Genomic DNA, 25,241 nt, shown 5'->3' on the forward strand with positions numbered 1-25,241 from the left:
GCGAACGTGGTGGCCTGCTGTCGCAAGCCATGATCCGGGACTCCGGATACATGATTCCGCACCGTGGCGGTGGTGGGAGGCCCGGCGGATGCGCCGGTGAGCGGCGAAAAATCGGCCGGCAAACGGAAGGGTCAGGAAGGGATGCCGGGCTGGTGGTCGGGTGATGATGAAGCATGCCGGGCCGCAGATGTGGCGCGATAGCTTGCCGGTGTTTGGCCGGCGATCTTCTTGAACGCCGCAAAAAATGTCGAGTTGGAGTTGAATCCGCTACGTTCCGCAACGAGTTCCATGGTCAAATGGGACTCATCGCTCAATAACTGCTTGGCGTATTGAATGCGAAACTCGTTGATGTAAAGATTGAAACTCTTGTCCAGTTTTTCATTAATCGCCTGGGATACGGTCGTTTGCAGATAGCCGACTTTCTTGGCCAATAGCGGCAGGCTCAGGTTTGGATTCAAGTACAGCCGCTGTTCGGACATCGCCCGGTCCAGCGAATCGAGCAGTGCGCGGGAATCCTCGTCCGCCAGCTGTCGATTCTGATACTTCTCCTTTTTGGCGGTCTCCACCCGCGCGTCTTTTTGCAGGACGAAGATCAGGATGCTGATATGCATCGACACGGTAAACGAAATCGCCCCCACAATATACGAGGTAAACGGCGTGCTGGCATAGGCCACGAGGATCAGGAAACTGCTGACATAAACGCTGAGAACGAGATAACTTTGACGTGATATCCGTCCGTCTGCGCCGAGCAGCACGTCGCGCGCTTGCCACAGCTGTTTGCCGGCCAATAACAGATAGAACAACCAGTAAGCATGTACGGCAAGAATCGAATAACACCAGATATGCGGGTAGCGGGAATAGGGAAAGATGATGCCAATGCCGATCGCACATAGCGCCAGCAAAAGATGCGTGCGCCAATGCTTGCCGACGGCACGCTGCGCCAGGTCCGCGAGATGGCAATGCACATACAGATAGGATAATGGACCGATCAGCAGGCAAGCCGATATCCCGGCCTGCAGGATCTCGACGGCAATAGCGGGGTTGAAGTAGTAAAAAGTCGACTTTGCAGTACGAAACCCGATCGCCAGCAGCAATGCGCCCAACATGCTGTTGGTGAGGCGATGCGATCGGCGGCTGAACTGGTAGCAGGCCAGGAAAATCCCGTTGACCGCGCCGAGCGCGCTAATGAAAAACAGCAGTTGGCTTGAAATCACGAGTCGACGATGTGGAAGTGAAGAGCGGGATCCGGTTCGCATGCGCGCCGGCGTCGGAAGCGCATCAGCTCGAAATACCGTACTTGCGCTGGGCGCCGTGGTAATCCTCGGTCAGCCCCGGCAACAGCGGGTTGCCCGGATCGGTCTTGCGCACGGCCTCGATCTGGCTGATGCACACTTCGGCCAGCGGATGATCCCAGCCCAGGTCTTCGAGCTGGCGCAAGATCGCCTTGGCCAGCGCCAGCATGACCTGCACGTTCTTGGGCGCCATGTGCTGCGCTTCGAGCAGGGTCTGCACCGCGCCCTTGACGTCGCCCATGTTGCCTTTTTCGGCGGCCAGGTCGAGCAATTCCCGCACCTGGGTCATCAGGCGCGAGTTCATGCCTTCGGCCAGGTCGGGGCGGCCGGCCTTGACGAACACGCTCATCGCATCCTGCATCGACACATTGCTGTCGACATCGTTCATCACCGTGAGCATCACTTCCGCCGCCGCGTTATCGAGCCGGTTCGACAGGCAGGTGCGCGCAAGGCCCATCTTGAAGTCGCTCGATAAGCCCTTGGACAGACGCACCGCCGCCACCGCCGCGTTCAGTTCCGTCACCGCCGCCGAGGTATTGCCCGCCGATTCATGCAGCAGCGCCACCGAAACGGCCTTGCAGGCGTCGATCGCGGCATTGCCGCGCAGTGACTTTTCCATATCGCGGATGACGCTGCCGGCCTGGTTGGCGTCACCCTTTTTCAGCAGCGTCTTGACCAGCTTGACGTGGTCTTCCGGATCGCGAAATTCGGAGTATTTGGACTTCGATACCACCTGTTTAAACGATTTTTCGGCCACCACCACGTCGCCCGCTTCCAGCGCCACCTCGCCCAGGCGACGCAGGCGGCGCACCATGTGCGGCGAAATCGCCACCGCTTCTTCCAGGGTTTTCTGGGCGCGATAGGCGGCGCCGTTCATTTCGTGGCATTTGGCCAGCAAGTCGTAGGCGGCCATGAACTTCGGATTGTCTTCGATGAGCTTGGTGACAACGGCCTCGGCTTCCTCGATCTTGTCCTGCGCAAACAGCACGCGCGCCAGGCCCAGGCTGGCCCAGCCGATCGACTTGCTGGCCAGGATATCGGTGTAGATATCCTCGGCCTGGGGCAATTCGCCGAGCGTCACATGCATGTCGGCGCGCAGGCGGGCAAAATCGGCCACATGGCGCGGGTGCGACGCTTCGCCGGCCGCCGCCGACTTGATCGCCTCGCGCAGGTTGCCCTGGCCGATCAGGTGATAGGTCGGCAGGAACACCGCGCGGCGCTCGATGGCGCGGTTGATGCGCACGCTGAGCGTGTCCACCGTGAACGGCTTGAGGATGTAGTCGGTCGGGGTCAGTTCGGCGGCGCTGACCACCTTGCTGTAGACGCCTTCCGAGGTAATGATGATAAAAATGGTGCCGAGGCCGATCAACTTGTGATGGCGCATGTCTTCCAGCAACTGCTGGCCATCCTGGCCGCTCTCGGCGCCGCCGCCCTCTAAATCGTACTCGCACAGGATCAGGTCGTACTTGCGCTTGTCGACCTGCTTGATGGCGGTGCTGGCGTTGACGGCGAAGTCGATCTTGGTGATGCTCGACTGCGTCAGCATGTTTTGCAGGCTGCCGCGCATGCCCGGATTCGGGTCGATCACCAATACCGACAAGTTGCTGTTATCTTGCATCTGTTCACTTTCGTGCCCCCTTGAGCGGGGGGTACACCTATTAACGGTTCGTGCGGGAAACTCTTGAAACCCTACGATACGCTAATCCCGACGCCGTCGGCAACTGTCACGCAATGGCGGTGAGGCGAATACGCCGCGCTGCCGGGGTAGCAACACGGTATAATGTCGGCCTAAAGGATTCCAGCCCTGCCCAGTTTCGTGCCTTCATTACCTTTAACCCCGCAGCCTCGCTGCATCAACCACCTTCCAACCATGTTGATACTACCGGGTTCCAATGCCCTGTCCGTATTTCGCAGCCAACGCCTCCTGAGCCAATTGCAAGCTGTCGCCCCGGCGATTACGGCGGTCCAGGCGCGTTTTTATCACTTTATCGATACCAGCGCCGCGTTGTCGGCCGAGGACACGTCGCGCCTGGACGCGATGCTGACCTACGGCGAACCGGCTGCGGCGAGCCCGCGCGAGGGCGTGACGGAAGAATTCTTCGTCATTCCGCGCCTGGGCACCATTTCGCCATGGGCTTCGAAAGCGACCGATATCGCGCACAACTGCGGCATGGCGCAGGTGCACCGGATCGAGCGCGGGATTGCCTTTTCGATCAGCCTGAAAACGGGCTTGCTCGGTTCGAGCATCGGCGCGGCCAAAAAGCTGACGGACGCTGAAACCGGGGCTGTCGCAGCGCTGCTGCACGACCGCATGACCGAGAGCGTGCTGCGCAATGCCGACCAGGCCTCCGACCTGTTCCGCGAACTCGAAGCGCGGCCACTGGAATCGGTCGACGTGATCGGCGCCGGCAGGCACGCGCTGGAAAAAGCCAACACCGAACTTGGCCTGGCCATGTCGGACGACGAAATCGATTACCTGTTCCAGGCCTTCAGCACGGCCGGGCGCAACCCGACCGACGTCGAACTGATGATGTTCGCGCAGGCGAACAGTGAACACTGCCGCCACAAGATCTTCAACGCCGACTGGATCGTCGACGGCATCTCGCAGCTGAAGACGCTGTTCCAGATGATCAAGAACACCCACGAGTTGCAGCCGAAGGGGACCATCGTCGCCTACAGCGACAACTCGTCGATCATGGAAGGCGCGACCGTGATGCGCTTCTATCCGCGCGGCGCCGGGCACGAATACGCCCCGTCGACGGAACTGACGCACACCCTCATGAAGGTCGAGACGCACAATCACCCGACCGCGATTTCGCCATTCCCCGGCGCCTCTACCGGCGCGGGCGGCGAGATCCGCGACGAAGGCGCGACCGGGCGCGGCGCCAAGCCAAAAGCCGGCCTGACCGGCTTTACGGTCTCGAACCTGATGATCCCGGACGCCGTGCGTCCATGGGAAAACGCGGCCAACGTCACCCAGCCGGCCGGCCAGCGCGCCGAGGCGGCGGCCTACGGCAAGCCTGACCGCATCGCTTCGCCGCTGCAGATCATGATCGAAGGCCCGCTCGGCGGCGCCGCGTTCAGCAACGAATTCGGACGCCCCGTGTTGGGCGGCTACTTCCGCACCTACGAACAGAATGTCGGCGCCCTGAGCGCCGGCCTGCCCGACGCGGTGTTCGGCTACCACAAGCCGATCATGATCGCCGGCGGCATCGGCAACATCTCGGGCCAGCACACGCACAAGAACGACATCCCGGTCGGCAGCCTGCTGATCCAGCTCGGTGGTCCGGGCATGCGCATCGGGATGGGCGGCAGCGCCGCGTCGTCGATGGCGACCGGCACCAACACGGCCGACCTGGACTTCGACTCGGTCCAGCGCGGCAATCCGGAGATGGAACGGCGCGCGCAGGAAGTCATCAACGCGTGCTGGCAGATGGGCGCCGACAATCCGATCATCTCGATCCACGATGTGGGTGCGGGCGGCCTGTCGAACGCTTTCCCGGAAATCACCAACGACGCCAAGCGCGGCGCGATTTTCGACCTGCGCAAAGTGCCGCTCGAAGAAAGCGGCATGGCGCCGAAAGAAATCTGGTCCAATGAATCGCAGGAACGCTACGTGCTGGCCATTGCGCCGGACAGCCTGCCGCTGTTCGCCGCCATGTGCGAGCGCGAGCGCTGCCTGTTCGCCGCCGTCGGCGTGGCCACCGAAGAACGCCAGCTCAAGCTGATCGATCCGGAACTGGGCAACTCGCCGGTCGACATGCCGATGAACGTCTTGCTCGGCAAGCCGCCCAAAATGCTGCGCAACGTCACCCACGTGCACAATACCTTCCCGGCGCTCGACCTGACCGGGATCGATCTGCTTGACGTGGCCAAACGCGTGCTGCTGCTGCCTGCGGTGGCCGACAAGTCGTTCCTGATCACGATTGGCGACCGCACGGTGGGCGGCATCACGGTGCGCGACCAGATGGTCGGCCCGTGGCAGGTACCGGTGGCCGATTGCGCCGTCACCGCCATGAGCTTCGAAGGCTACCTTGGCGAAGCGATGGCGATGGGCGAACGCACCCCGCTGGCGGTGATTAATGCCGCCGCGTCGGGCCGCATGGCGGTGGGCGAAGCGGTGACCAACATCGCCGCCGCGCCGATCCGCGACATCTCCGACATCAAACTGTCGGCCAACTGGATGGCCGCGTGCGGCCAGCCGGGGCAGGATGCCGCGCTGTTCGACACCGTCAAGGCGGTCGGCATGGAACTGTGCCCGGCCCTGGGAATCAGTATCCCGGTCGGCAAGGATTCGCTGTCGATGCGCACGACCTGGCGCGATGAAGACGCGGCCAAGGCGGTGGTCTCGCCGGTGTCGCTGATCGTCTCTTCGTTTGCGCCGGTGTACGACGTGCGCCGTTCGCTCACGCCGCAGATCAAGATGGATGCCGGCGAGACGGCGCTGATCCTGATCGACCTGGGACGCGGCAAGAACCGCCTCGGAGCTTCGGCGCTGTCGCTGGTGATCCAGCAGCTCGGCAACGAGACGCCGGACGTGGACAGCGCCGACGACCTGAAAGGCTTCTTCGCCGCGATCCAGCAGTTGAACGCCGACGGCAAGCTGCTCGCGTACCACGACCGTTCCGACGGCGGCCTGTTTGCGACGCTGTGCGAGATGGCGTTCGCGGGCCGCAGCGGCTTGTCGGTCAACCTCGACATCCTCACCTTGGAGGCCGGCCATGGCGCCGACTGGGGCGACGCCAAGAACTGGGCGGGCCAGGTGGCCGAACGGCGCAACGAGCAAACCCTGGGCGCCTTGTTCAACGAGGAACTGGGCGCCGTGATCCAGGTGCGCGCCGATGAAAAATCGGCCGTGATGAACGTGCTGCGCGAGCATAACCTCGGTGCATGCAGCCATATCATCGGCAAGCCGAATGAGCGTGGCGTTATCGAATTCACGCGCGACGCCAAGGTGATCTATACCGAAGCGCGCAGCGCGCTGCACCGCGTGTGGAGCGACACGAGCTGGCGCATCGCGCGCCTGCGCGACAACCCGGCATGCGCCGATGCCGAATACGATCGCCTGCTGGACGAAACCGATCCGGGGATCACGCCGAAGCTTAGTTTTGATGCGAGCGAGAACGTCGCCGCGCCGTTCGTGGCGACCGGCGTGCGTCCGCGCGTGGCGATCCTGCGCGAGCAGGGCGTCAATTCGCACATCGAAACCGCGTGGGTGATGCACCAGGCCGGATTTGCGGCGGTCGATGTGCACATGAGCGACCTGATTGCCGGCCGCGCCAGGCTGGACGACTTCCAGGGCATCATCGCCGTCGGTGGTTTTTCGTATGGCGACGTGCTCGGTGCGGGCGAAGGCTGGGCCAAGACGATTTTGTTCAACGCGCAGTTGGCGGAACAGTTCGCGCGCTTCTTCAGCCGTGGCGACACGTTCGGGCTGGGCGTGTGCAACGGTTGCCAGATGATGAGCAACCTGAAATCGATCATTCCGGGTGCGCACGCGTGGCCGAAGTTCACGCGCAATAAGTCGGAGCAGTTCGAAGCGCGCTTTGCGATGGTCGAAGTGCTTGATTCGCCGTCGATCTTCTTTAGCGGCATGGCCGGCACGCAGGCGGCGATTGCGATTGCCCACGGCGAGGGTTTTGCCGACTTCTCGCAGACGGGCGATATCGACGCGGTGGTCAAGGCGATGCGCTTTGTCGACAACCGTGGCGTGGCGACCGAAGCCTATCCGTTCAACCCGAACGGCTCGCCGCAGGGATTGACGTCGGTGACGACGGCGGACGGGCGCTTCAGTGTGTTGATGCCGCATGCCGAGCGCGTGTTCCGGTCGGTGCAGCAGTCGTACCATCCCGCGTCGTGGGGCGAGGATTCGCCGTGGATGCGCATGTTCCGCAATGCGCGCACGTGGGTGGGTTAAGCCAAAGTGAATGTGGAACGTAGAACGTAGAACGTAAAGCTCGGAAAGTATAGCTTAGAAGGTAAAACGTAGAACGTTCAACGCGACCACCACCCCTAAAACCGTCATTCCCGCGCAGGCGGGAATCCAAGGCACGTCGCTCAGCGGAGTGGCCTTGGATTCCCGCCTGCGCGGGAATGACGGTTTTGCGGTTAACGGCTAACGGCTAACGCTTACGCTTACGCTTACGCTTAACCTTAACCTTACCCTTACCTGAAACTAAAACTGAAACTGGAGCATCACAATGAACGTAACAATCGAAGACATCGACAGCGCATCCATGCGCCCGATCGGCTTCACCCCTCAACCGAGTTTCGTGGTCCACTTCCGCAGCGCAGCGTTCAGCGGCATCGCCCGGCTGGTCCCGGCGCTCGAACGCGCCGAAGACTGTTTGGGCCAGGAGTTCAACGTGGAGATCTGCCAGGGTTCGGTCACGCAGTTTGGCGTGCTCGATCAGCCGGCATTGAACGCGGTGGAAGCGCAAGACACACCAGGGTCATTCAAGGTCACCGGCATCGTCGAAAGCCAATCGGGCGACCCCGGTGCGCAACGTTACGCCTTCATCACGGCCGGCGAAGCCTGTTTCTGCTTGTCCGAAGCAGAAATGAGTGGCGCGTGGCCCGACCCGGGTAATGCGGTCACCTTTGTCGCGCACGACGTCTCACTCTGGGACGAGGCTCTCTAGCTAGCAGCCTGCCACGCGCGTGTCGATGGTTCGTCCCAGGCCGAACCATCGACTGGCGGCGTGCCGTTATAGTCAGGTCTTCACCCAACCGAGGACCACCATGACCATCGCTTGTTTCATCCGTTACGAAATCGACCCGTTCCAGCGCGAGGCCTTCCGCGAGTATGCCGAGAACTGGGGCCGCATCATTCCACGCTGCGGCGGTAATCTGATCGGATACTTCCTGCCGCTCGAAGGGACCAATTACGAAGCCTGGGGCCTGGTCGGCTTCGACAGCCTGGCCGCGTACGAAGCCTACCGCGCGCGCCTGCGCGTCGATCCCGAGAGCCGCGCCAACTTCGCCATGGCCCAGGAAAAGCGCTTCATCCTGCGCGAAGAGCGCACCTTCACCGAGGTGGTCGAAGGCGCCTTCCAGCGCGCGGCGCAATGATCGCCGTGATCTTCGAGGTCGTTCCGCACGACGACCAGCGCCAGGCTTACCTGGACGCCGCCGCCAGCTTGCGCGGGCATCTGGAGCAGATGGATGGCTTCGTGTCGATCGAGCGCTTCCAGAGCCTGGCAACGCCCGGCAAGATCCTGTCGCTGTCGTTCTGGCGCGATGAAGACGCCGTGCGCGTCTGGCGCAACCACGGCTTGCACCGCGCAACCCAGGAGCAGGGGCGCGCCTTCATCTTTGCCGATTACCGCTTGCGGGTAGCGGCGGTCCTGCGCGACTACGGGATGGATGAGCGGGCCGAAGCGCCGTCCGATTCGCGCGCCCGCCACGACGCGCCGCCCGTAGCACGGCTTACCTGAGCTTGATGACGACCTTGCCCTTGGCCCGCCCGGCTTCCACGTAATCGCGTGCCGCGTTGGTGTCGGCGAACGGGAACACGCGGTCGATCACAGGACGGATGGCGCCGGCGTCGATCAGGCTGGCAATCTGGCCCAGCTGCTTGCCCTCGGCCCGCATGAAGAGGAAGGAGTAGCCAACGCCGAGCTTCTTCGCTTTCTTGCGCGCGCCATGACTGAGCGCCGTCATCACCATCTTCACGAACCAGGGCAGCCCCAGTTCGACGGCAAAGTCGGGATCGGGCGGCCCGGAGATGGAAATGAGCTTGCCGCCCGGTTTGAGTACGCGCAAGGATTTTTCGAGCGTGACGGCATCCTGGCTGTTGAGCACCACATCGTAGTCGCGCAAAACGTCCTCGAAGTCCGCGTTTTTGTAGTCGATGACGATATCGGCCCCGAGCCGCTTGACCATCTCGATATTGGCGCCGCTGGCGGTGGTGGCGACCGTCGCGCCCAGGTGCTTGGCCAACTGGATGGCAAACGTGCCAACCCCGGCGGCGCCAGCCTGGATTCACACTTTCCGGCCCCTTTTCACGTCGGCTTTCTCGACCAGCGCCTGCCAGGCGGTCAGGCCGACCAGCGGAATCGACGCCGCTTCTTCCATGTTCAGCGTTGCCGGCTTGAGCGCGACATCGCTTTCGTTCATGGCGATGTACTCGGCAAACGTGCCGCTGCGGTCCTTGCCGGGCCGGGCGTAGACTTCGTCGCCGACCTTGAAGCGGCGCACGCCCGGGCCGACCTTGACCACTACGCCGGCGACGTCGTTACCCATGATCTGCGGCAGCCGGTAAGGCAGGACCAGCTTGAATTCGCCGGTCTTGATCTTGGCGTCGAGCACGTTGACGGCGGTGGCGTGGACCTGCACCAGCACATCGTCGGCGCCCACCACCGGTTCCGCCACCTCGGCGTGACGCAGCGTGCTCTTTTTCGAATAGGCGTCGAGAATGAATGCTTTCATACGATTCCAATCTTCATGGCAATTTCTCGGCAGTGGGGTCCAGCATTGGCTCTTATTATGATGATCATCATATATTTATCAAAACGTTGATGAGAAGCGCCGAGTTGAAAACGGCTGGTTTGCTTGATTTTGAATGATGATCATCATATTATATTTTGCGGCAATGCGCTTATACATTGTGTTGGCATGTTGCGTAAACCGTCCGGCGGCGCCTTTGTAACAGGCGTAAAAAAAGCGCATCGGACGATGCGCTTTTTTTAGAGAGGCAGACCAGGAATTACTTGATCGACGCTTTCTTCATCAGCTCTTCGCGGAACGCTTGCAGCTTGCGCTGTTGCAGCTGTTCGGCGATTTGCTGTTTGACTTCTTCCATCGGTGGAATCTTGGCCGTACGGGTGTCTTCCAGCTTGATGACGTGGTAACCGAACTGCGTCTTGACCGGGATGTCGGTGATGGCGCCTTTTTGCAGGGCAACCATGGCTTTCGAGAACTCAGGCACGTAACCGGCCGGGCTCGCCCAATCCAGATCGCCACCGTTGGCGGCCGAGCCGTCTTTGGACGAGGCCTTGGCCAGGTCTTCGAACTTGCTGCCGGCTTTCAGCTTGGCGATGATGGCCTTGGCTTCTTCTTCGGTTGGCACCAGGATGTGCTTGGCGTGATATTCCTTGTCGCCCATCGTGGCTTTGAACTTGTCGTACTCGGCCTTGATCTCGGGATCCTTGACCGGGTTCTTTTTCACGTAATCAGCCAGCATCGCGTTGATGATGATGCTCTGGCGCGCGTTTTCGAGCGCGGACTTGACTTCAGGACGGATGCCGAAGCCTTGCTTGTCGGCTTCCTGGATCATGACTTCGCGGCCGATCAGGTCTTTCTTGATGGCTTCGCGCAGTTGCGGGGAATCGGTTTGCTTGCCTTGGGCAACGACTTGCTTGACGACTTGGTCTACCTTGGCGGCAGGAATGCCTTTACCGTTGACGGTAGCAATATTTTGCGCGAACGCAGGCGCGGCGGCGAGCGCGAGCAGGGCTAACAACAGGCGGGCAGGCTTCAACATCATTATCTTGGATCCTTTATCAATACAAAAGTAAGCGGCTGGACGGGATCATACCGCCAATCAGTCCAGCGAGCCGGCGCACGCGTGCGCCGCGGCAATCGTGCGCCGTGCACCGATCTATTTGACCGACGCTTTCTTGACCATGTCATCCTGGTAGGCTTGCAGCTTCTTCTGTTGCAGCGAATCGGAGATCTGCGGCTTGACTTCGTCGAACGTCGGCAGTTTTGCCGCACGGGTGTCGTCGAGCTTGACGACGTGGAAACCGGCTGGCGTTTTCACCGGGTTCTCGCCGACCTGGCCTTTTTGCAGGCTGACGAAGGCGTCGCTGAATTCTTTCGGGAACGACGATGGCAATGCCCAGTCGAGGTCGCCGCCATTGTTGGCGGTGCCGCTGTCCTTGGAGGTCTTGGCCAGGTCTTCGAACTTGGCGCCGCCCTTGAGCTTGGCGATGATGGCCTTGGCGTCGGCTTCGTTCTCGGCCAGGATGTGGCGGACATGGTATTCCTTGTCGCCGGCCTGCGACTTGTAGCGATCGTATTCGGCCTTGAGGTCGGCGTCGCTGACGGCGTTCTTGCTCACGAAGTCACGCACCAGGGCGTTGATGACGATGGTCTGGCGCGCGCTCTCGAGCTGCTGCTTGACGGTGGCGTCTTTCTCGAAACCCTTCTTGACGGCTTCTTGCATCATCACTTCGCGGGCGATCAGGTCTTTCTTGACCATGTCGCGCAGTTGTGGGGAATCGGGCTGTTGGCCTTGGGCGACAACTTGCTTGACGACTGCATCGACGCGGGCCGAAGGAATGGGCTTGCCGTTGACAACAGCAACGTTCTGCGCAAAGGCAGGCATGGCGGCAACGGCGATCAGTGCTAACAGCAAGCGGGCTGGCTTAAAGGTCATTATTCGTTCCTGTTCGGGGATGGTTACTTGGACAAAGATTAGATTAGTTTTTTTACTTTACGTTCAATTGTCGGACAGATTTCTTAAGGCGCTCTGAAAGCGCACGGTTCACAGCTCGGACGGCGCCAGTGCGGTGATGGCCAGTGCGTGTATCTCATTGTGCATCATATCGTGCACGGAATCATACACGAGTCGATGTCGCATGACGAGCCTGAGCCCCTCGAAACGCGCTGAAACGATCTTCAGGCGGAAGTGGCTGCCTCCAGAAGCGGCCCCGGCGTGGCCTGCATGCAAGGCCGATTCGTCGGTCAGCTCGAGCACGCTCGGCGCCAGCGCGGCGCTCAAGAGCGCGCGGATGCGCTCGGGTCGGGTTGACTGGTTCATGCTTGTTCCTCCGCTTCAATGTACTTCGACAGCATCAGGGTCTGGACGATGATGAAAACGAACAGCAGGCCGTTGATGCCGAACAGCTTGAAGCTGACCCAGGCGCTCGTGTTGCCTTTGAAAATGACAAACGCGGCGAGCAGGTTGATCACGCCGAGCACGAAGAAGAACACCATCCACGACAGGCCGACGTTTTTCCAGACCGGCTCGGGCAGCTTGATCTGCGCTTCCATCGCCTGGCGCATCAGGTTCTTGCCGAAGCCGAACTGCGCCACGCACATGACCAGCGCGAACACCCAGTAGATGATGGTCGGCTTCCACTTGATAAACGCATCGTCGTGGAAGTAGATGGTCATGCTGCCGAAGATGGTGATGATCAGGAAGGATACCCACAGCATGGCGTCGATCTTGCGGCCGCGCAGCTTGAGGTAGACCAGCTGCAAGGTGGTGGCGACGATCGCGACCACGGTGGCGATCATGATCGGCGCCTGGTCCGGCTTGATGGTCCCACCCATGACGAGTCCGCCCAAAAACTTGGTGGCGATGGCCAACGATGCCTGCTGGTTGATCTCGGCCAGTTTGAAGACGCCGAAGAACAGCAGGATGGGGAAAAAGTCGAACAGAAGTTTCATATTGTTATTCGTGGATCAGGTTGGGTCGAAGCGCAGCGACGCGGAATTGATGCAATAACGCAATCCGGTTGGCGGTGGGCCGTCCGGAAACACGTGGCCGAGATGCGCGTCACAGACCGCGCAAATAATCTCGGTGCGCAGCATACCATGCGTGCGGTCGGTTTTTTCGATCACATTGGCCGGGTCGAGCGCGGTGAAGTAACTTGGCCAGCCGCAGCCGGAATCGAACTTGGCGTCGGAGGCGAACAGCGGCGTTTCGCAGCACACGCAGGTGTAGATGCCGTGCTCGTGGTGATCCCAGAATTTGCCGGTGAAGGCGCGTTCGGTGGCCGCGTGGCGCGTGACCTCGTACTCCATCGGATCGAGCATGGCACGCCATTCGGCGTCGGTTTTGCTGACTTTATCGGACATGATGATTGCTTTCAGGAAGAACAGCTCACTGCCAGGTGGCTCGCCCAGTCGGGCGGCAACGCGCAATAGTGATCGTTATGGGGTTGTTCGTCGAATGGATGCTCCAGCACGGCCAGCAGCCGCGCCACTTCGGAAAAATCCTTGTCCTGCGCTTTTTCGATGGCCGCCTGGGCCAGGTAATTGCGCAATACATACTTTGGGTTGACACGGTCCATTGCAAGCTTGCGTTCGGGGTCGACGCGGTTTTCCAGGCGCAGGCGGGCGCGGTAGCGCACCGCCCAGGCGTCGAAATCCTCGCGCGCGATGAACATGTCGCGCAGCGGCGCGTCCTGGTCCGGCGCGTCCAGGCGCAGCGTGCCGAGCTTGCGGAAGAACAGGGTGAAGTCGGCGTGATTGGCGTGCATCAAGGTGAACATGGCATCGAACAGTTGCGCATCGTCCTCTTGCGCGGTCGCCAGGCCCAGCTTGGCGCGCAACAGTTCGTCGATCTTGCCGGCAAAGGTAGGTTGGTAGACCGCCAGCGCCTCCTCGGCTTCTTCCACGCTGCCGATGAGCGGCAGCAGCGCCTGCGCCAGCGCGTAGCAATTCCAGTGGCCCACCTGCGGCTGGTTGGCGTAGGAATAGCGCCCCTGCTGGTCGGTGTGGTTGCAGATGTGTTCGGAGTCGAAGGCGTCCATGAAGCCGAACGGGCCGTAGTCGAGCGTCAGGCCGAGGATCGACATATTGTCGGTGTTCATCACGCCATGCATGAAGCCAACCGCTTGCCAGTGCGCAATCATGTGCGCGGTGCGGCGGGTCACTTCTTTCAGCAGGGCCTGGTAGGGGTTGGGCGCGCCGGCCAGTTCCGGGTAAAACGTGGCGATGACGTAATCGGCCAGGATGCGCAGTTCCTCGGGCTTGTCGCGCGAGGACCAGTGCTCGAAGGAGCCGAAGCGCACGAAGCTGGGCGCCATGCGGGTGACCACGGCGGCGCTTTCGACCGTTTCGCGCAGGATGCCCTGGTCGGAACCGGTGAGCACCAGCGCGCGGGTAGTAGGGATGCCGAGCGCGGCCATTGCTTCGGAACACAGGAATTCGCGGATCGACGAGCGCAGCACGGCGCGTCCGTCGCCCATGCGCGAGTACGGGGTTTTGCCGGCGCCCTTGAGTTGCAGTTCCATCGGACCTTGCGGACCGGCGAGCTGGCCGAGCAGGATGGCGCGGCCGTCGCCGAGCTGGCCGGCCCAGACCCCGAACTGGTGGCCGGAATAGACGGCGGCAAGCGGCTGGGCGCGCGGCGGGACGTGGTTGCCGGTGAAGGTGGCGACGAAGTCGTCCTGCTCGAGCAGGGCTCGGTCGAGGCCCACCAGGGCGGCGGCGCGCGCGCTGGCGGCCACGAAGTAGGGCGCTGGCAGCGGCGTGGGCATCAGCCGGGTGTAGAAAGCGGGAGGCAATCCGGCAAACGAATTGTCCAGCGGCAAGTCATCGACGTTAATAGCGGATCCAGTCGCGGTAAGGGGTGAAAACAATAGCGGAATTCTACCGTACCGGCTGTTTTTTGGCCGGTCATGCACGCTATCATCGCCGTCAACGACATTATCGAGCATCCAGACGACAGTGGCGCCAACTGCTCATCGACCGAGCTTGCGGCCAGCCATGATCATTGAAGTTCCGCAGCCAGGGAAACTGCGCTGATCGCGGAATTGATCTTTTTCCCGTCGTGGCCGGCGTGCTGGTCAGGCGCGTAAGTAACTTTGTAAAGCGTTCCGCCATTCACCCAGAGTACTTCCTCGAGTCTCTGGCCCTGATCGTCGGTCAGCACGATGGAGATGGCCGGTTTGCCTGCCACTGTCGTATTGACCGCCGCTTTGTTCAGGTAAAACATGCCACCCGACGCGGCCAGGTCCGTTTCGGATACGCGCCAGTAGCCGCTGCCTTCGATATGGAAGTAGCGCTCGATGCCGGTCCATTTGCCATTGATGATCGTGCCTTGGGGCGTCGCCCCGATAAGCTTGCCGCTACGCACGGCCACAGCATGGAAGCCTACCTTCAGGTCTCCCGCGCTGTTGACGACGATGGGAGTGGTCGGGATCGGCTTTCCGGACTTGACTGTCTCGACAAACGCGGCCGCTTCCGCCGCAGTCGACTGGCGCCCTTTTATCACCGCCAGCTCGTTCATGAACTTGCATACCTGCTCGGGCGACTTTTTGACAGTGCTGAAGCCGTCTTCCGCCTTGATCATGGCGCTGCGCTGCAGCTGATGCAACTGCCCGGGCGGCGGCGGAAGCGGCATCTTATCGGGCGCGACCAGCAGCACACGGTCGGCCCCGCCCTTTGCCGGGCCAGGCATGGCGTGCGGGCCTTGCGCGAACGCACTCGTACAAGCCAAGGTAACGGCGGCAACAATTATCTTTTTCATGATTCATCCCGTTTTTGTGTGTCGAGCATTGTATTTCGGCTGAGAAGGCAACAACAGGTTCGGCATCGCGCGGGCTGTAACGTGCCGACAAGTGTCGAGCCCGATAGTAATGCCGATCAACGTACCACAGGTCGCCTGAGCACTGGACCATCCGGTCTGGATGCGCTGCAGCATCGAAAATGATTGACTGTTTTAGCACGGTCGTACGAAACTAAGTCAACGGTTGCCGGAGCGCAGCCGCAATGTAATGACAGGAGTATTGATGACGTCTTACCCGATGAGCCCACTGATGGGGCAAATGATGGACCAGCCTTTGCTCATCTCCAGCATTATCGAATTCGCGGCAAGGCACTACGGCAGCACCGAAATCGTTTCGCGCCGGGTCGAAGGCGATATCCACCGCTACACCTACAGCGACTGCCACCGGCGCGCGCGCCAGATGGCCAATGCGCTTACCAAGCTCGGCGTCCAGCTCGGCGACCGGGTCGCCACCCTGGCCTGGAACGGCTACCGCCACATGGAACTGTATTACGCGGTGTCCGGATCGGGCGCCGTGCTGCATACGGTCAACCCGCGCCTGCATCCGGAACAGATCGCCTACATCGCCAACCACGCCGAAGACCAATACCTGTTCTTCGACCTGAGCTTCCTGCCGCTGATCGAAGCCGTGGCCGCGCACTGCAAGACGGTCAAGGCGTTCATCCTGATGGCCGGGCGCGAGCACATGCCGGCCGAGACAAAGATTGCCCAGCTGCTGTGCTACGAAGACTTGATTTCGAGCAGCTCGGCCGACTACACCTGGCCGTTGTTCGACGAAAACTCGGCCGCCTCGCTGTGCTACACGTCCGGCACCACGGGCAACCCCAAGGGGGCCTTGTACTCGCATCGTTCGACCGTGCTGCACGCGTATGGTTCCGCGATGCCGAATGCGCTCAACGTGTCGTCGGCCGACACCGTGCTGCCGGTGGTGCCGATGTTCCACGTCAATGCGTGGGGCTTGCCGTATTCGGTACTGCTGTCGGGCGCGAAGATGGTCTATCCGGGCGCGGCGCTGGACGGCAAGTCGCTGTACGAGCTGTTCGAAGCTGAAAAGGTCACGTTCTCGGCCGGCGTGCCGACCGTCTGGCTGGGCCTGATCAATTATGCGCTCCAGAATCAGCTGCAGTTCAGCACGTTCCGGCGCACGGTCATCGGCGGTTCGGCCTGTCCGCCGGCGATGATGGATACCTTGATCGACAAGTTCGATGTCGAGGTCATCCACGCCTGGGGCATGACCGAAATGTCGCCGCTGGGCACTGCGGGCGGCTTGCAGACCAGGCATTTGAGCTTGCCGAAAGAGGCCCAGCGCAAGATTTTGCAGAAGCAGGGGCATGCGATTTACGGCGTGGACATGAAAATCGTCGACGACGCCGGTACGGAGTTGCCGTGGGATGGCAGTACTTACGGCCACTTGCTGGTAAAAGGCCCATGGATCATCAAGAGCTACTTCAAGAACGAGGGCGGCGACGTGCTGCAGGATGGCTGGTTTCCAACCGGCGATGTAGCCACCATCGACGCCGACGGCTACATGCAGATTACCGACCGCAGCAAGGATGTGATCAAGTCCGGCGGCGAGTGGATCGGCACGATTGACCTGGAGAACATTGCCATGTCGCATCCGGCGGTGCTGCAGGCGGCATGTATCGGCATCGCGCATCCAAAATGGGATGAACGTCCGCTGTTATTGGTGGTCAAACGTCCAGGGATGGAAGTGACGCGGGAAGAGATGCTGGCTTTCTTTGGTGGCAAGATCGCCAAGTTCTGGATGCCGGACGATGTGGTGTTCATCGAGGCGCTGCCGATGGGAGCGACCGGCAAGATTCAGAAGAACAAGTTGCGCGATCAGTTCAAGGCCCATCAGTTGCCGGTGGTTTGAATGGGCAAACGCCAGATAAGATGCACTAGTCGCGATGGACATTAATCTCTGGACCGTCGCCCCCCGCCTGCGCGGGGGCGACGGATCGCTATTTAGCTCAGTAACAAGCACAGCCGTACGACCAACGTTTAGAGAAGAGGTTTTCAGCACCAGGATGGGCAGCACTTGCTGCAAGGGCATCAGACCCGCATAGACAATAGAGAAGGATGGAGACGCATGATCAAGACTATTCGCCCGTTGACACTGGCTGTTTCGGTTGCATTGCTGTCGGCTGCGGCCCAGGCCGAAACCGTGAAGATCGCCTACATCGACCCTCTGTCGGGGCCTTTCGCACCGGTTGGGCAGAACCAGCTGAAAAGCTTCCAGTTGATCGCCGACATGGCCACCCAGCAAAAATGGGCCGGCGAGCATAAACTCGAGGTGGTCGGCTTCGACAACAAAGGCAGCCCCCAGGAGTCGCTCACCCTGCTCAAAACCGTCATCGACCAGGGCTACCGCTACATCACCCAGGGCAGCGGCTCCGGCGTCGGCCTGGCCCTGCTCGACGCCATCAACAAGCATAACGAGCGCAATCCGGGCAAGGAAGTCGTGTACCTCAACTACGCGGCCATCGATCCGGACATGACCAACAGCAAGTGCAGCTTCTGGCACTTTCGCTTCGACGCCAATTCCGACATGAAAATGGAGGCGCTGACCTCCTACATGGCGCCCAACAAGGACATCAAAAGCGTCTACATCATCGGCCAGAACTATGCCTTCGGCCAGGCCGTCAGCCGCGCCGCCAAGGAATACCTGAAACGCAAGCGTCCGGACATCAAGATCGCCGGCGACGACCTGCACCCGATCGCCCAGGTCAAGGATTTCTCACCTTACATCGCCAAGATCAAGGCGTCCGGGGCCGACACCGTCATCACCGGCAACTGGGGCGCCGACCTGGCCCTCTTGATCCGCGCCGCCAAAGACGCCGACCTCAAGGCCAATTTCTACACCTACTACGGCGTCACCACGGGCGTGCCAACCGCCATGGGCGCGGCCGGCGCCGATCGCGTCAAGATCGTCGGCAACTGGATGGTCAACAACGACAAGTTCGTCGGCAAGGACATCGTCGAAGCGTTCAAGAAGAAATACAACGACGATTACTACGCCGCCCAGACCCACAGCGGCATTGGCATGCTGGCCCAGGCCATCAAGGCCGCCAAGACAACCGACCCGGTCAAAGTGGCGTTCGCCATGGAAGGCGCCAAGTTCAACAGCATCAATGGCGAAGTCATCATGAACAAGGTCGATCACCAGTTGCAGCAGCCGCTGTACATCGGCACCTGGACCAAGACCAACGGCAAGGACATCAAGTACGATCAGGAAAATACCGGCTACGGCTGGAGAATGGACAAGAAGATCGACGCCTACCTGGCGAACCAGCCGACTTCCTGCCAGATGAAGCGGCCCGGGGCTTAAGCAGCGCTCCGGCTGCGGGATGCGTCGTCCGGCCACAAGCCGGCGGCCCGGTCCCGGCAAGACTGCAGGGTGGACGGGTCCGGTTCCGGTAGTTGCGGCGCGCGTGTCCACCACCTTCGCGTTTCCGAACACGGTGGAGCCCGCACGCCCACCCAACCTGATCACACCTATGGAATTTACACTGTTCACCCTGCTGAACGGGATCAGTTACGGACTGCTGCTGTTCATGCTCTCGTCCGGACTGACCCTCATCTTCAGCATGATGGGCGTGCTCAACTTTGCGCACGCCAGTTTCTACATGCTCGGCGCCTACATCGCCTATACCATCAGCAGCGTGCTCGGATTCTGGCCGGCGCTGGTGCTCGCGCCCGTCGCGGTCGGCCTGATCGGCGCGCTGGTCGAGCGCTACGGCCTGCGTCCGCTGCATAAATTCGGACATATTCCGGAACTGTTGTTCACCTTCGGCCTGTCCTTCCTGGTGGTCGAGCTGGTCCAGCTGATCTGGGGCAGGGCGGCGGTGCCGTATCCCATCCCGAAGGAACTCGACGGCCCGCTGTTTACCCTGTTTTCGACGAGTTTCCCGATGTATCGCGGCTTCATGATGCTTGTTGCGCTGTCGATGCTGGCCGGTATTTACCTGGTGCTCACGCGCACCCGGGTCGGGCTGGTGATCCAGGCGGCGCTCAGCCATCCGGACGCGGTCGAGGCGCTTGGCCACAATGTACCGCGCATCTTCATGTGGGTGTTCGGCGGCGGTTGCGCGCTGGCCGGGCTGGCTGGTGTGATCGGCGGCAACGCCTTCGTGACCGAACCGGGCATGGCGGCCACGGTTGGCAGCATCATCTTCGTGGTGGTCGTGGTGGGCGGCATGGGCTCGCTGGCCGGGGCGTTTTATGCCTCGATCCTGATTGGCGTGCTGCAAACTTTTGCCGTGGCGCTCGATTATTCGCTGATGAGCCTGTTCAACGGCCTGGGCGCCAACATCACCACGGACACGCCCGGCTACGAGGTGCTCAAGCTGACCATCTCGCAGAGTGCGGCCATCCTGCCGTTCCTGCTGCTGGTATTGATCCTGATTTTCCGCCCAAAAGGCTTGATGGGAACACGCGAATGAGGCTCACCTACACCCCACTGAACCTGGGCCGCTATCTCGTCTGGGGCGGCTTTGCGCTGCTGCTGGTGCTGGCGCCGCTGATCTTTTCCAAGGGTGCGGCGCTGTCGATCCTGTCCCAGATCGGCACGGTCATGATTTTCGGCCTGTCCTACAACATGTTGCTGGGGCAAGGCGGCATGCTGTCGTTCGGCCACGCCGTCTATTCCGGCCTGGGCGCCTTCTTTGCTATCCATGCCATGAACAGCAGCGGCATCGGCGCGCTGGTGCCGACCTCGCTCATTCCGCTGGTGGGCGGCGTGGCCGGCATGGGCTTCGGCGTGCTGTTCGGCTACGTGACGACCAAGAAATCCGGCACCACCTTCGCCATGATTACCCTCGGCCTGGTGGAACTGGTGTTTGCCTGCTCGCTGATGTTTCCCGGCTTTTTTGGCGGCGAGGGCGGCATCACCACCAACCGCGTGCGTGGCCAAGCCTTCATGGGCCTGACCTACGGGCCGCAGGTGCAGGTGTACTACCTCATCGCCGCGTGGCTGTTCGTCAGCACGGTCGCCATGTTCGCCTTCACGCAAACGCCGCTCGGGCGCATGGCCAACGCCGTGCGCGACAATCCGGAACGGGTCGGATTCATCGGCTACGACACCCAGTGGGTACGCTACCTGACCCTGATCCTGTCCGCTTTCTTTGCCGGCATCTCAGGTGGGCTGTCGGCGATCAATTTCGAGATCGTCAGCGCCGAGAACGTCAGCGCCATCCGCTCGGGCAGCATCTTGCTGTTCGTATTCATCGGAGGGATTGGATTCTTCTTCGGTCCCTTGCTCGGCACCATTGTCGGCGTGTTCTTTTCGGTGATGTTGTCGGACTTCACGCCGGCGTGGCAACTGTACCTGGGCTTGTTCTTCATCTTGCTGGTGCGCTATGCCCCGGCGGGGCTGTCGAGCCTGATTTTGCTGCTGCTGCGAGTGGCGGGGGCGCGCAAGTTCGGACGCATCTGGAAGCCGCTGCTGGCGGTAAGCGCCTGCGCGCTGGTCGGAATGGTGGGCTTGGTGATGGGCATCGAGATGCTGTATCACCTGACCCTGGACGCGGCCAACGGCAGCGTCATCACCCGTTTCGGGCAGGCGATCGACACCAGAACGGCCGGGCCGTGGCTGGTGGCCGGCGCTTTCCTGCTGGCGGGCATTGTTGGCTACCGGCGCTTCCAGCCGGGATATGACGCAGTCTGGAGTGATGTGAATGCAGAAATCGTGGCCCAACAGCGCGGAGGTGTCGCATGACAACGGCCGCACTTGAATTGAAAGACGTGCGCAAGAGTTTTGGCCGTTCCGAAATTATCCGGGGCGCGAACCTGACCGTGCAAAAAGGCGAGCGCTGCGCCGTGATCGGGCCGAACGGGGCGGGTAAATCGACCTTGTTCAACCTGGTATCAGGCCGTTTTCCGATCAGCTCAGGCGATATCTGCCTCGACGGGAACAGCATCAGCGGCTTGCGGCCGTTTGAAATCAACCGCCTGGGATTATCGCGCAGCTTCCAGATCAGTAATCTGTTCGACAAGCTGTCGGTGTATGAAAACCTGCGCTGCGCGGTATTGTGGTCGCTCGGGTATAGATACTCGTTCTGGCAGCGCCTGAACGGGCTGCGCGACGCCCACGAGCGCGCGGAACAGGTATTGGAACAGATCGGCATGCAGCGTCAGCGCAAGGTGCTGGCCGGGGTGCTGACCTATGCCGAACAGCGCGCACTGGAAATCGGCATCACCATCGCCGGCGGGGCCGATGTGATTTTGCTCGACGAGCCGACCGCCGGCATGAGCCGTTCGGAGTCCGACGCGGCGGTCGAGTTGATCCGTAAGGTCACGGTCGGCAAATCGCTGGTGATGGTGGAGCACGATATGAGCGTGGTGTTCGGGCTGGCCGATAAAATCGCAGTGCTGGTGTATGGCGAGGTCATTGCCTGCGATACGCCGGCCAATATCCGCTCGAATGCGGCGGTGCAGGCGGCCTACCTGGGCCATGAAGGCAGCGAGGAAGCCGCATGAGCGCCATTCTGGAGATTAAAAACCTGCATGCGTTTTATGGCAAGGGACATATTTTGCATGGCGTCGATCTGCAGATCGGCAAAGGCGAGATTGTTTCCCTGCTGGGACGCAATGGGGTGGGGCGCTCCACCCTGGTCAAGGCGGTGATGGGGCAGGTCAATGCGACCGGCTCGGTGCGGTTCAAGGGCGAGGAAGTGCTGGGCTTGAAGGCGTTCCAGATCGCGCATAAAGGACTGGCGTATGTGCCGGAAAATCGTGATATTTTCCCGACCTTGACGGTGGAACAGAATCTGATTCTGGGGCAGAAGAAGACGGGTGCGGTGGGGCGCTGGTCGCTCGAGGATATGTACAAGATGTTCCCGCGCTTGCTGGAGCGGCGTACCGTGGCGGCCGGTTTTTTGTCGGGCGGGGAGCAGCAGATGCTGACCTTGTGCCGGAGTTTGATGGGCGATCCGGACTTGATCATGATTGATGAACCGACCGAGGGCCTGGCGCCGAAGATCGTGGCGCTGGTGGCCGAGTATTTGCTGGCGCTGAAGGAAAAGGGGATTTCGGTGCTGCTGGTCGAGCAAAAACTGGCCATTGCGCTGGAGATTTCGCAGCGGGTATATGTGATGGGGCACGGGGCGATGGTGTTCGAAGGCACGCCGCAGGCGTTGAAGGCGGATGCGGGGGTACGCAAGGAGTGGTTGGAGGTGTAGGTGGATTGACGAAATTGGGTTGCCGTGGGGGCGCCGAGCCCTGCGCGGGAACGACGGATTTAAGGGCCGTGGACAAAACATACCTCCGTCGTTCCCGCGCAGGCGGGAACCCAATTTTCCCGCGCAGACGATTACGATGAAAACTCCCGTCTATCTCCCCACAAAAAATAATACGACCGTTCTATTATGATGTATAGTCGAAGACTGCTGAACCCACTAACAAAGGAAGAGACATGAGCGCCGAATACCTGGTCAATGGCAGCGTTGCCGTCATCACACTGAACAATCCACCGGTCAATGGACTGGGCCTTGAGACGCGTACCGCCGCGGTCGCCGGCATTCGCCGCGCGCTGGCGGACGACGCCGTCAAGGCGATCGTCATCACCGGCGCCGGCAAGGCCTTCTCCGGTGGCGCCGACATCAAGGAATTCAATTCGCCCAAGGCCCTTACCGAACCATCGCTGCATTCGCTGATCCAGGTCGCCGAAAGCTCGACCAAGCCGGTCGTCGCGGCCATCCACACGGTCTGCATGGGCGGCGGCCTCGAACTGGCCCTCGGCTGCAACTACCGTGTCGCCATGCCGGGCGCGCAAATCGCCCTGCCGGAAGTCAAGCTCGGCCTGCTGCCGGGCGCCGGCGGCACCCAGCGCCTGCCGCGTGTGGTTGGCCTCGAAATGGCCCTGAACATGATTGTCTCCGGCACGCCTGTGCTGTCGGAAAAGTTCGCCGGCACCGCGCTGTTCGATGAAGTCTTCGCCTCCGACGCCAAGCTGATCGATGCGGCCGTGGCCTTCGCCAACAAGGTCGCCGACGTGCGTCCGCTGCCGCGCGTGCGCGACCGCAAAGTCAACTACCCGAACCACGAAGCGTTCCTGCAATTTTCGCGCAATACCGTCAAGGCCATGTCGGGCGCGTTCCCGGCGCCGCTGGAATGCGTCGAGACTGTCGCAGCCTCGGTCACGAAGAAGTTTGAAGACGGCATCAAGTTCGAACGCGAACGCTTCCTGCACCTGATCCAGACGCCGGAATCGAAGTCCTTGCGCCACGCCTTCTTCGCCGAACGCCTCGCCAGCAAGATTCCCGACGTGCCGGCCGACACGCCGACCCGCGAGATCAAGCAGGCCGCCATCATCGGCGCCGGCACCATGGGCGGCGGCATCGCCATGAATTTCGTCAACGCCGGGATTCCCGTCATCCTGCTCGAAACCAAGCAGGAAGCGCTCGACAAAGGCATTGCCACGATCCGCAAGAACTACGAAAACACGATGAAAAAGGGCAAGCTCACACAAGAGAAGTTCGAACAGCGCGTCGGCCTCATCAGCGGCACGCTGAACTATGCCGACATTGCCCAGGCCGACATCGTGGTCGAAGCCGTGTTCGAAGACATGGGCGTGAAGGAATCGGTGTTCAAGCAACTCGACGCGGTCATGAAGCCGGGCGCGATCCTGGCGTCGAACACCTCGACCCTGGACGTGAACAAGATCGCCGACTTCACCAGCCGTCCACAGGACGTGGTCGGCACGCACTTCTTCAGCCCCGCCAACGTCATGAAGCTGCTCGAAATCGTGCGCGGCGCCAAGACCGGCAAGGACGTGCTGGCCACCACCCTGGCGCTGTCGAAAAAACTGCGCAAGACCGGCGTGGTATCGGGCGTGTGCGACGGCTTCATCGGCAATCGCATGATCGAACAGTACAGCCGCCAGGCCGGTTTCTTGCTGGAAGAGGGCTGCTTGCCGGAACAGGTCGATAAAGCTGTCGAAAAATTCGGATTTGCCATGGGCCCGTTCCGCATGGGCGACCTGGCTGGCAACGATATCGGCTGGTACATCCGCAAGCGCCGCTATGTGGAGTCGCCGGAAATCACGTACTCGAAAACCGCCGACCTGCTGTGCGAAATGGGCCGCTATGGCCAGAAAACCAGTGCGGGCTGGTACGACTACAAGGCGGGCGACCGCAAGGCCTACGTCGCGCAGGATGTGAACGACATGATCGTCAAGCACTCGGCCGACATTGGCGTCGAACGGCGCAAGATCAGCGATGAAGAAATCGTCGAACGCCTGGTGTATTCGCTGGTCAACGAAGGCGCGCAGATCCTGGAAGAAGGCATTGCCATGCGCGCATCGGACATCGACATGGTCTACCTGACCGGCTACGGCTTCCCCGTGTTCCGTGGCGGTCCGATGTTCTATGCCGACACGGTCGGCCTGGCGAATGTGCTCATGGCGATGGAGAAATACGCCAAGGGCCGCCATGGCGACGCCTGGAAACCGGCGCCGCTGATGGTGCGCCTGGCTGCCGAAGGCAAGGGCTTCAACAGCTGATCAAGCGTTATCCCGATAAAAAGCAGCCCCGGTAATCCGGCGCTGCTTTTTTGTTTGCCCGCATGATGCGGGCTCTAGCCTGAATGTTGCATAAACCGCCGCCGCAGCGTCACTTTTCCGATGCCGGAGTTTTTCAACTTAAATCGGAATGTCGCGGGCGATAGCGTCCCTACCCAATTGAACGGGACATTCAATGAAGCGG

Annotated in this window: 20 protein-coding genes and 1 pseudogene; 11 read left to right on the plus strand and 10 right to left on the minus strand. The window is 61.1% G+C overall.

Going from position 1 to position 25,241, the window contains the following annotated elements; all coding sequences use genetic code 11:
• Positions 1-131: 131 nt before the first annotated feature.
• Positions 132-1,214, minus strand: a complete 1,083-nt coding sequence (locus tag F2P46_RS38645; protein WP_166898002.1) for a helix-turn-helix domain-containing protein — start codon at positions 1,212-1,214, stop codon at positions 132-134.
• Between the two features lie 64 nt (positions 1,215-1,278).
• Entirely contained in the window at positions 1,279-2,910 is a 1,632-nt protein-coding gene (locus F2P46_RS31775) for a tetratricopeptide repeat-containing response regulator (protein WP_166898003.1), read from the minus strand.
• 252 nt (positions 2,911-3,162) lie between these two features.
• Here F2P46_RS31775 and purL point away from each other — a divergent pair, with 252 nt between their 5' ends.
• From purL to F2P46_RS31795, 4 genes are all read left to right on the plus strand, one after another.
• Positions 3,163-7,209 carry a phosphoribosylformylglycinamidine synthase gene (purL, locus tag F2P46_RS31780; protein ID WP_166898004.1) on the plus strand — a complete coding sequence of 1,349 codons (4,047 nt, stop codon included), beginning with the start codon at positions 3,163-3,165 and terminating at the stop codon, positions 7,207-7,209.
• 283 nt (positions 7,210-7,492) lie between these two features.
• Positions 7,493-7,933 carry a hypothetical protein gene (locus tag F2P46_RS31785; RefSeq protein WP_166898005.1) on the plus strand — a complete coding sequence of 147 codons (441 nt, stop codon included), beginning with the start codon at positions 7,493-7,495 and terminating at the stop codon, positions 7,931-7,933.
• A gap of 100 nt (positions 7,934-8,033) precedes the next feature.
• A complete protein-coding gene (locus F2P46_RS31790) occupies positions 8,034-8,363 on the plus strand; it encodes an NIPSNAP family protein (RefSeq protein ID WP_166898006.1) in 330 nt (109 codons plus the stop codon).
• A complete protein-coding gene (locus F2P46_RS31795) occupies positions 8,360-8,728 on the plus strand; it encodes an antibiotic biosynthesis monooxygenase (protein ID WP_166898007.1) in 369 nt (122 codons plus the stop codon). Before F2P46_RS31790 ends, F2P46_RS31795 begins: the two co-directional genes overlap by 4 nt.
• On the opposite strand, the pseudogene F2P46_RS31800 reads toward F2P46_RS31795, so the two are convergent.
• The 8 genes and pseudogenes from F2P46_RS31800 to F2P46_RS31835 all read right to left on the minus strand — a co-directional run bounded on the left by F2P46_RS31800 (position 8,721) and on the right by F2P46_RS31835 (position 15,498).
• Positions 8,721-9,722, minus strand: a pseudogene (locus F2P46_RS31800) (NADP-dependent oxidoreductase). The gene F2P46_RS31795 and the pseudogene F2P46_RS31800 sit on opposite strands and share 8 nt — an antisense overlap.
• Before the next feature lie 277 nt (positions 9,723-9,999).
• Positions 10,000-10,779 carry a peptidylprolyl isomerase gene (locus F2P46_RS31805; protein ID WP_166898008.1) on the minus strand — a complete coding sequence of 260 codons (780 nt, stop codon included), beginning with the start codon at positions 10,777-10,779 and terminating at the stop codon, positions 10,000-10,002.
• A gap of 114 nt (positions 10,780-10,893) precedes the next feature.
• Positions 10,894-11,673 (minus strand): peptidyl-prolyl cis-trans isomerase, encoded by a 780-nt coding sequence (locus tag F2P46_RS31810; RefSeq protein WP_166898009.1) that lies wholly within the window; start codon positions 11,671-11,673, stop codon positions 10,894-10,896.
• A gap of 108 nt (positions 11,674-11,781) precedes the next feature.
• Entirely contained in the window at positions 11,782-12,057 is a 276-nt protein-coding gene (locus F2P46_RS31815) for a BolA family transcriptional regulator (RefSeq protein WP_166898010.1), read from the minus strand.
• Positions 12,054-12,689, minus strand: coding sequence for a septation protein A (locus F2P46_RS31820; protein WP_166898011.1), 636 nt, complete (start codon positions 12,687-12,689; stop codon positions 12,054-12,056). Before F2P46_RS31820 ends, F2P46_RS31815 begins: the two co-directional genes overlap by 4 nt.
• Positions 12,690-12,704: 15 nt before the next feature.
• Positions 12,705-13,100 (minus strand): peptide-methionine (R)-S-oxide reductase MsrB, encoded by a 396-nt coding sequence (gene msrB, locus F2P46_RS31825; protein WP_166898012.1) that lies wholly within the window; start codon positions 13,098-13,100, stop codon positions 12,705-12,707.
• A gap of 11 nt (positions 13,101-13,111) precedes the next feature.
• The gene (locus F2P46_RS31830) at positions 13,112-14,560 is read right to left on the minus strand and encodes a YdiU family protein (RefSeq protein WP_267875905.1); all 1,449 of its coding nucleotides are present in this window, start codon (positions 14,558-14,560) and stop codon (positions 13,112-13,114) included.
• 179 nt (positions 14,561-14,739) lie between these two features.
• On the minus strand, positions 14,740-15,498 hold the full coding sequence (locus tag F2P46_RS31835) for a hypothetical protein (protein WP_166898014.1): 759 nt from the start codon (positions 15,496-15,498) through the stop codon (positions 14,740-14,742).
• A gap of 262 nt (positions 15,499-15,760) precedes the next feature.
• Here F2P46_RS31835 and F2P46_RS31840 point away from each other — a divergent pair, with 262 nt between their 5' ends.
• From F2P46_RS31840 to F2P46_RS31870, 7 genes are all read left to right on the plus strand, one after another.
• The gene (locus tag F2P46_RS31840; RefSeq protein WP_166898015.1) at positions 15,761-17,413 is read left to right on the plus strand and encodes a 3-(methylthio)propionyl-CoA ligase; all 1,653 of its coding nucleotides are present in this window, start codon (positions 15,761-15,763) and stop codon (positions 17,411-17,413) included.
• A gap of 216 nt (positions 17,414-17,629) precedes the next feature.
• Positions 17,630-18,868 (plus strand): branched-chain amino acid ABC transporter substrate-binding protein, encoded by a 1,239-nt coding sequence (locus tag F2P46_RS31845; protein ID WP_166898016.1) that lies wholly within the window; start codon positions 17,630-17,632, stop codon positions 18,866-18,868.
• A gap of 169 nt (positions 18,869-19,037) precedes the next feature.
• Positions 19,038-19,982: a branched-chain amino acid ABC transporter permease gene (locus tag F2P46_RS31850; RefSeq protein ID WP_166898017.1), complete on the plus strand. Its 945-nt coding sequence runs from the start codon at positions 19,038-19,040 to the stop codon at positions 19,980-19,982.
• Entirely contained in the window at positions 19,979-21,256 is a 1,278-nt protein-coding gene (locus F2P46_RS31855; RefSeq protein WP_166898018.1) for a branched-chain amino acid ABC transporter permease, read from the plus strand. Before F2P46_RS31850 ends, F2P46_RS31855 begins: the two co-directional genes overlap by 4 nt.
• Positions 21,253-22,017 carry an ABC transporter ATP-binding protein gene (locus F2P46_RS31860; protein WP_166898020.1) on the plus strand — a complete coding sequence of 255 codons (765 nt, stop codon included), beginning with the start codon at positions 21,253-21,255 and terminating at the stop codon, positions 22,015-22,017. Before F2P46_RS31855 ends, F2P46_RS31860 begins: the two co-directional genes overlap by 4 nt.
• On the plus strand, positions 22,014-22,718 hold the full coding sequence (locus F2P46_RS31865) for an ABC transporter ATP-binding protein (RefSeq protein WP_208296857.1): 705 nt from the start codon (positions 22,014-22,016) through the stop codon (positions 22,716-22,718). Before F2P46_RS31860 ends, F2P46_RS31865 begins: the two co-directional genes overlap by 4 nt.
• 233 nt (positions 22,719-22,951) lie before the next feature.
• On the plus strand, positions 22,952-25,039 hold the full coding sequence (locus F2P46_RS31870; RefSeq protein ID WP_166898021.1) for a 3-hydroxyacyl-CoA dehydrogenase NAD-binding domain-containing protein: 2,088 nt from the start codon (positions 22,952-22,954) through the stop codon (positions 25,037-25,039).
• Positions 25,040-25,241: the final 202 nt, after the last annotated feature.

Source organism: Massilia sp. CCM 8734 (assembly GCF_011682155.1).
Taxonomy (GTDB): Bacteria; Pseudomonadota; Gammaproteobacteria; order Burkholderiales; family Burkholderiaceae_D; genus Telluria_A; species Telluria_A rubra.

What these genes read in the sequence shown, in the direction of transcription:
- F2P46_RS31775 (WP_166898003.1), bottom strand. Translation starts at nt 2,910, where the DNA reads ATGCAAGATAACAGCAACTTGTCGGTATTGGTGATCGACCCGAATCCG.
- purL (WP_166898004.1), top strand. Translation starts at nt 3,163, where the DNA reads ATGTTGATACTACCGGGTTCCAATGCCCTGTCCGTATTTCGCAGCCAA.
- F2P46_RS31785 (WP_166898005.1), top strand. Translation starts at nt 7,493, where the DNA reads ATGAACGTAACAATCGAAGACATCGACAGCGCATCCATGCGCCCGATC.
- F2P46_RS31790 (WP_166898006.1), top strand. Translation starts at nt 8,034, where the DNA reads ATGACCATCGCTTGTTTCATCCGTTACGAAATCGACCCGTTCCAGCGC.
- F2P46_RS31795 (WP_166898007.1), top strand. Translation starts at nt 8,360, where the DNA reads ATGATCGCCGTGATCTTCGAGGTCGTTCCGCACGACGACCAGCGCCAG.
- F2P46_RS31805 (WP_166898008.1), bottom strand. Translation starts at nt 10,779, where the DNA reads ATGATGTTGAAGCCTGCCCGCCTGTTGTTAGCCCTGCTCGCGCTCGCC.
- F2P46_RS31810 (WP_166898009.1), bottom strand. Translation starts at nt 11,673, where the DNA reads ATGACCTTTAAGCCAGCCCGCTTGCTGTTAGCACTGATCGCCGTTGCC.
- F2P46_RS31815 (WP_166898010.1), bottom strand. Translation starts at nt 12,057, where the DNA reads ATGAACCAGTCAACCCGACCCGAGCGCATCCGCGCGCTCTTGAGCGCC.
- F2P46_RS31820 (WP_166898011.1), bottom strand. Translation starts at nt 12,689, where the DNA reads ATGAAACTTCTGTTCGACTTTTTCCCCATCCTGCTGTTCTTCGGCGTC.
- msrB (WP_166898012.1), bottom strand. Translation starts at nt 13,100, where the DNA reads ATGTCCGATAAAGTCAGCAAAACCGACGCCGAATGGCGTGCCATGCTC.
- F2P46_RS31835 (WP_166898014.1), bottom strand. Translation starts at nt 15,498, where the DNA reads ATGAAAAAGATAATTGTTGCCGCCGTTACCTTGGCTTGTACGAGTGCG.
- F2P46_RS31840 (WP_166898015.1), top strand. Translation starts at nt 15,761, where the DNA reads ATGACGTCTTACCCGATGAGCCCACTGATGGGGCAAATGATGGACCAG.
- F2P46_RS31845 (WP_166898016.1), top strand. Translation starts at nt 17,630, where the DNA reads ATGATCAAGACTATTCGCCCGTTGACACTGGCTGTTTCGGTTGCATTG.
- F2P46_RS31850 (WP_166898017.1), top strand. Translation starts at nt 19,038, where the DNA reads ATGGAATTTACACTGTTCACCCTGCTGAACGGGATCAGTTACGGACTG.
- F2P46_RS31855 (WP_166898018.1), top strand. Translation starts at nt 19,979, where the DNA reads ATGAGGCTCACCTACACCCCACTGAACCTGGGCCGCTATCTCGTCTGG.
- F2P46_RS31860 (WP_166898020.1), top strand. Translation starts at nt 21,253, where the DNA reads ATGACAACGGCCGCACTTGAATTGAAAGACGTGCGCAAGAGTTTTGGC.
- F2P46_RS31865 (WP_208296857.1), top strand. Translation starts at nt 22,014, where the DNA reads ATGAGCGCCATTCTGGAGATTAAAAACCTGCATGCGTTTTATGGCAAG.
- F2P46_RS31870 (WP_166898021.1), top strand. Translation starts at nt 22,952, where the DNA reads ATGAGCGCCGAATACCTGGTCAATGGCAGCGTTGCCGTCATCACACTG.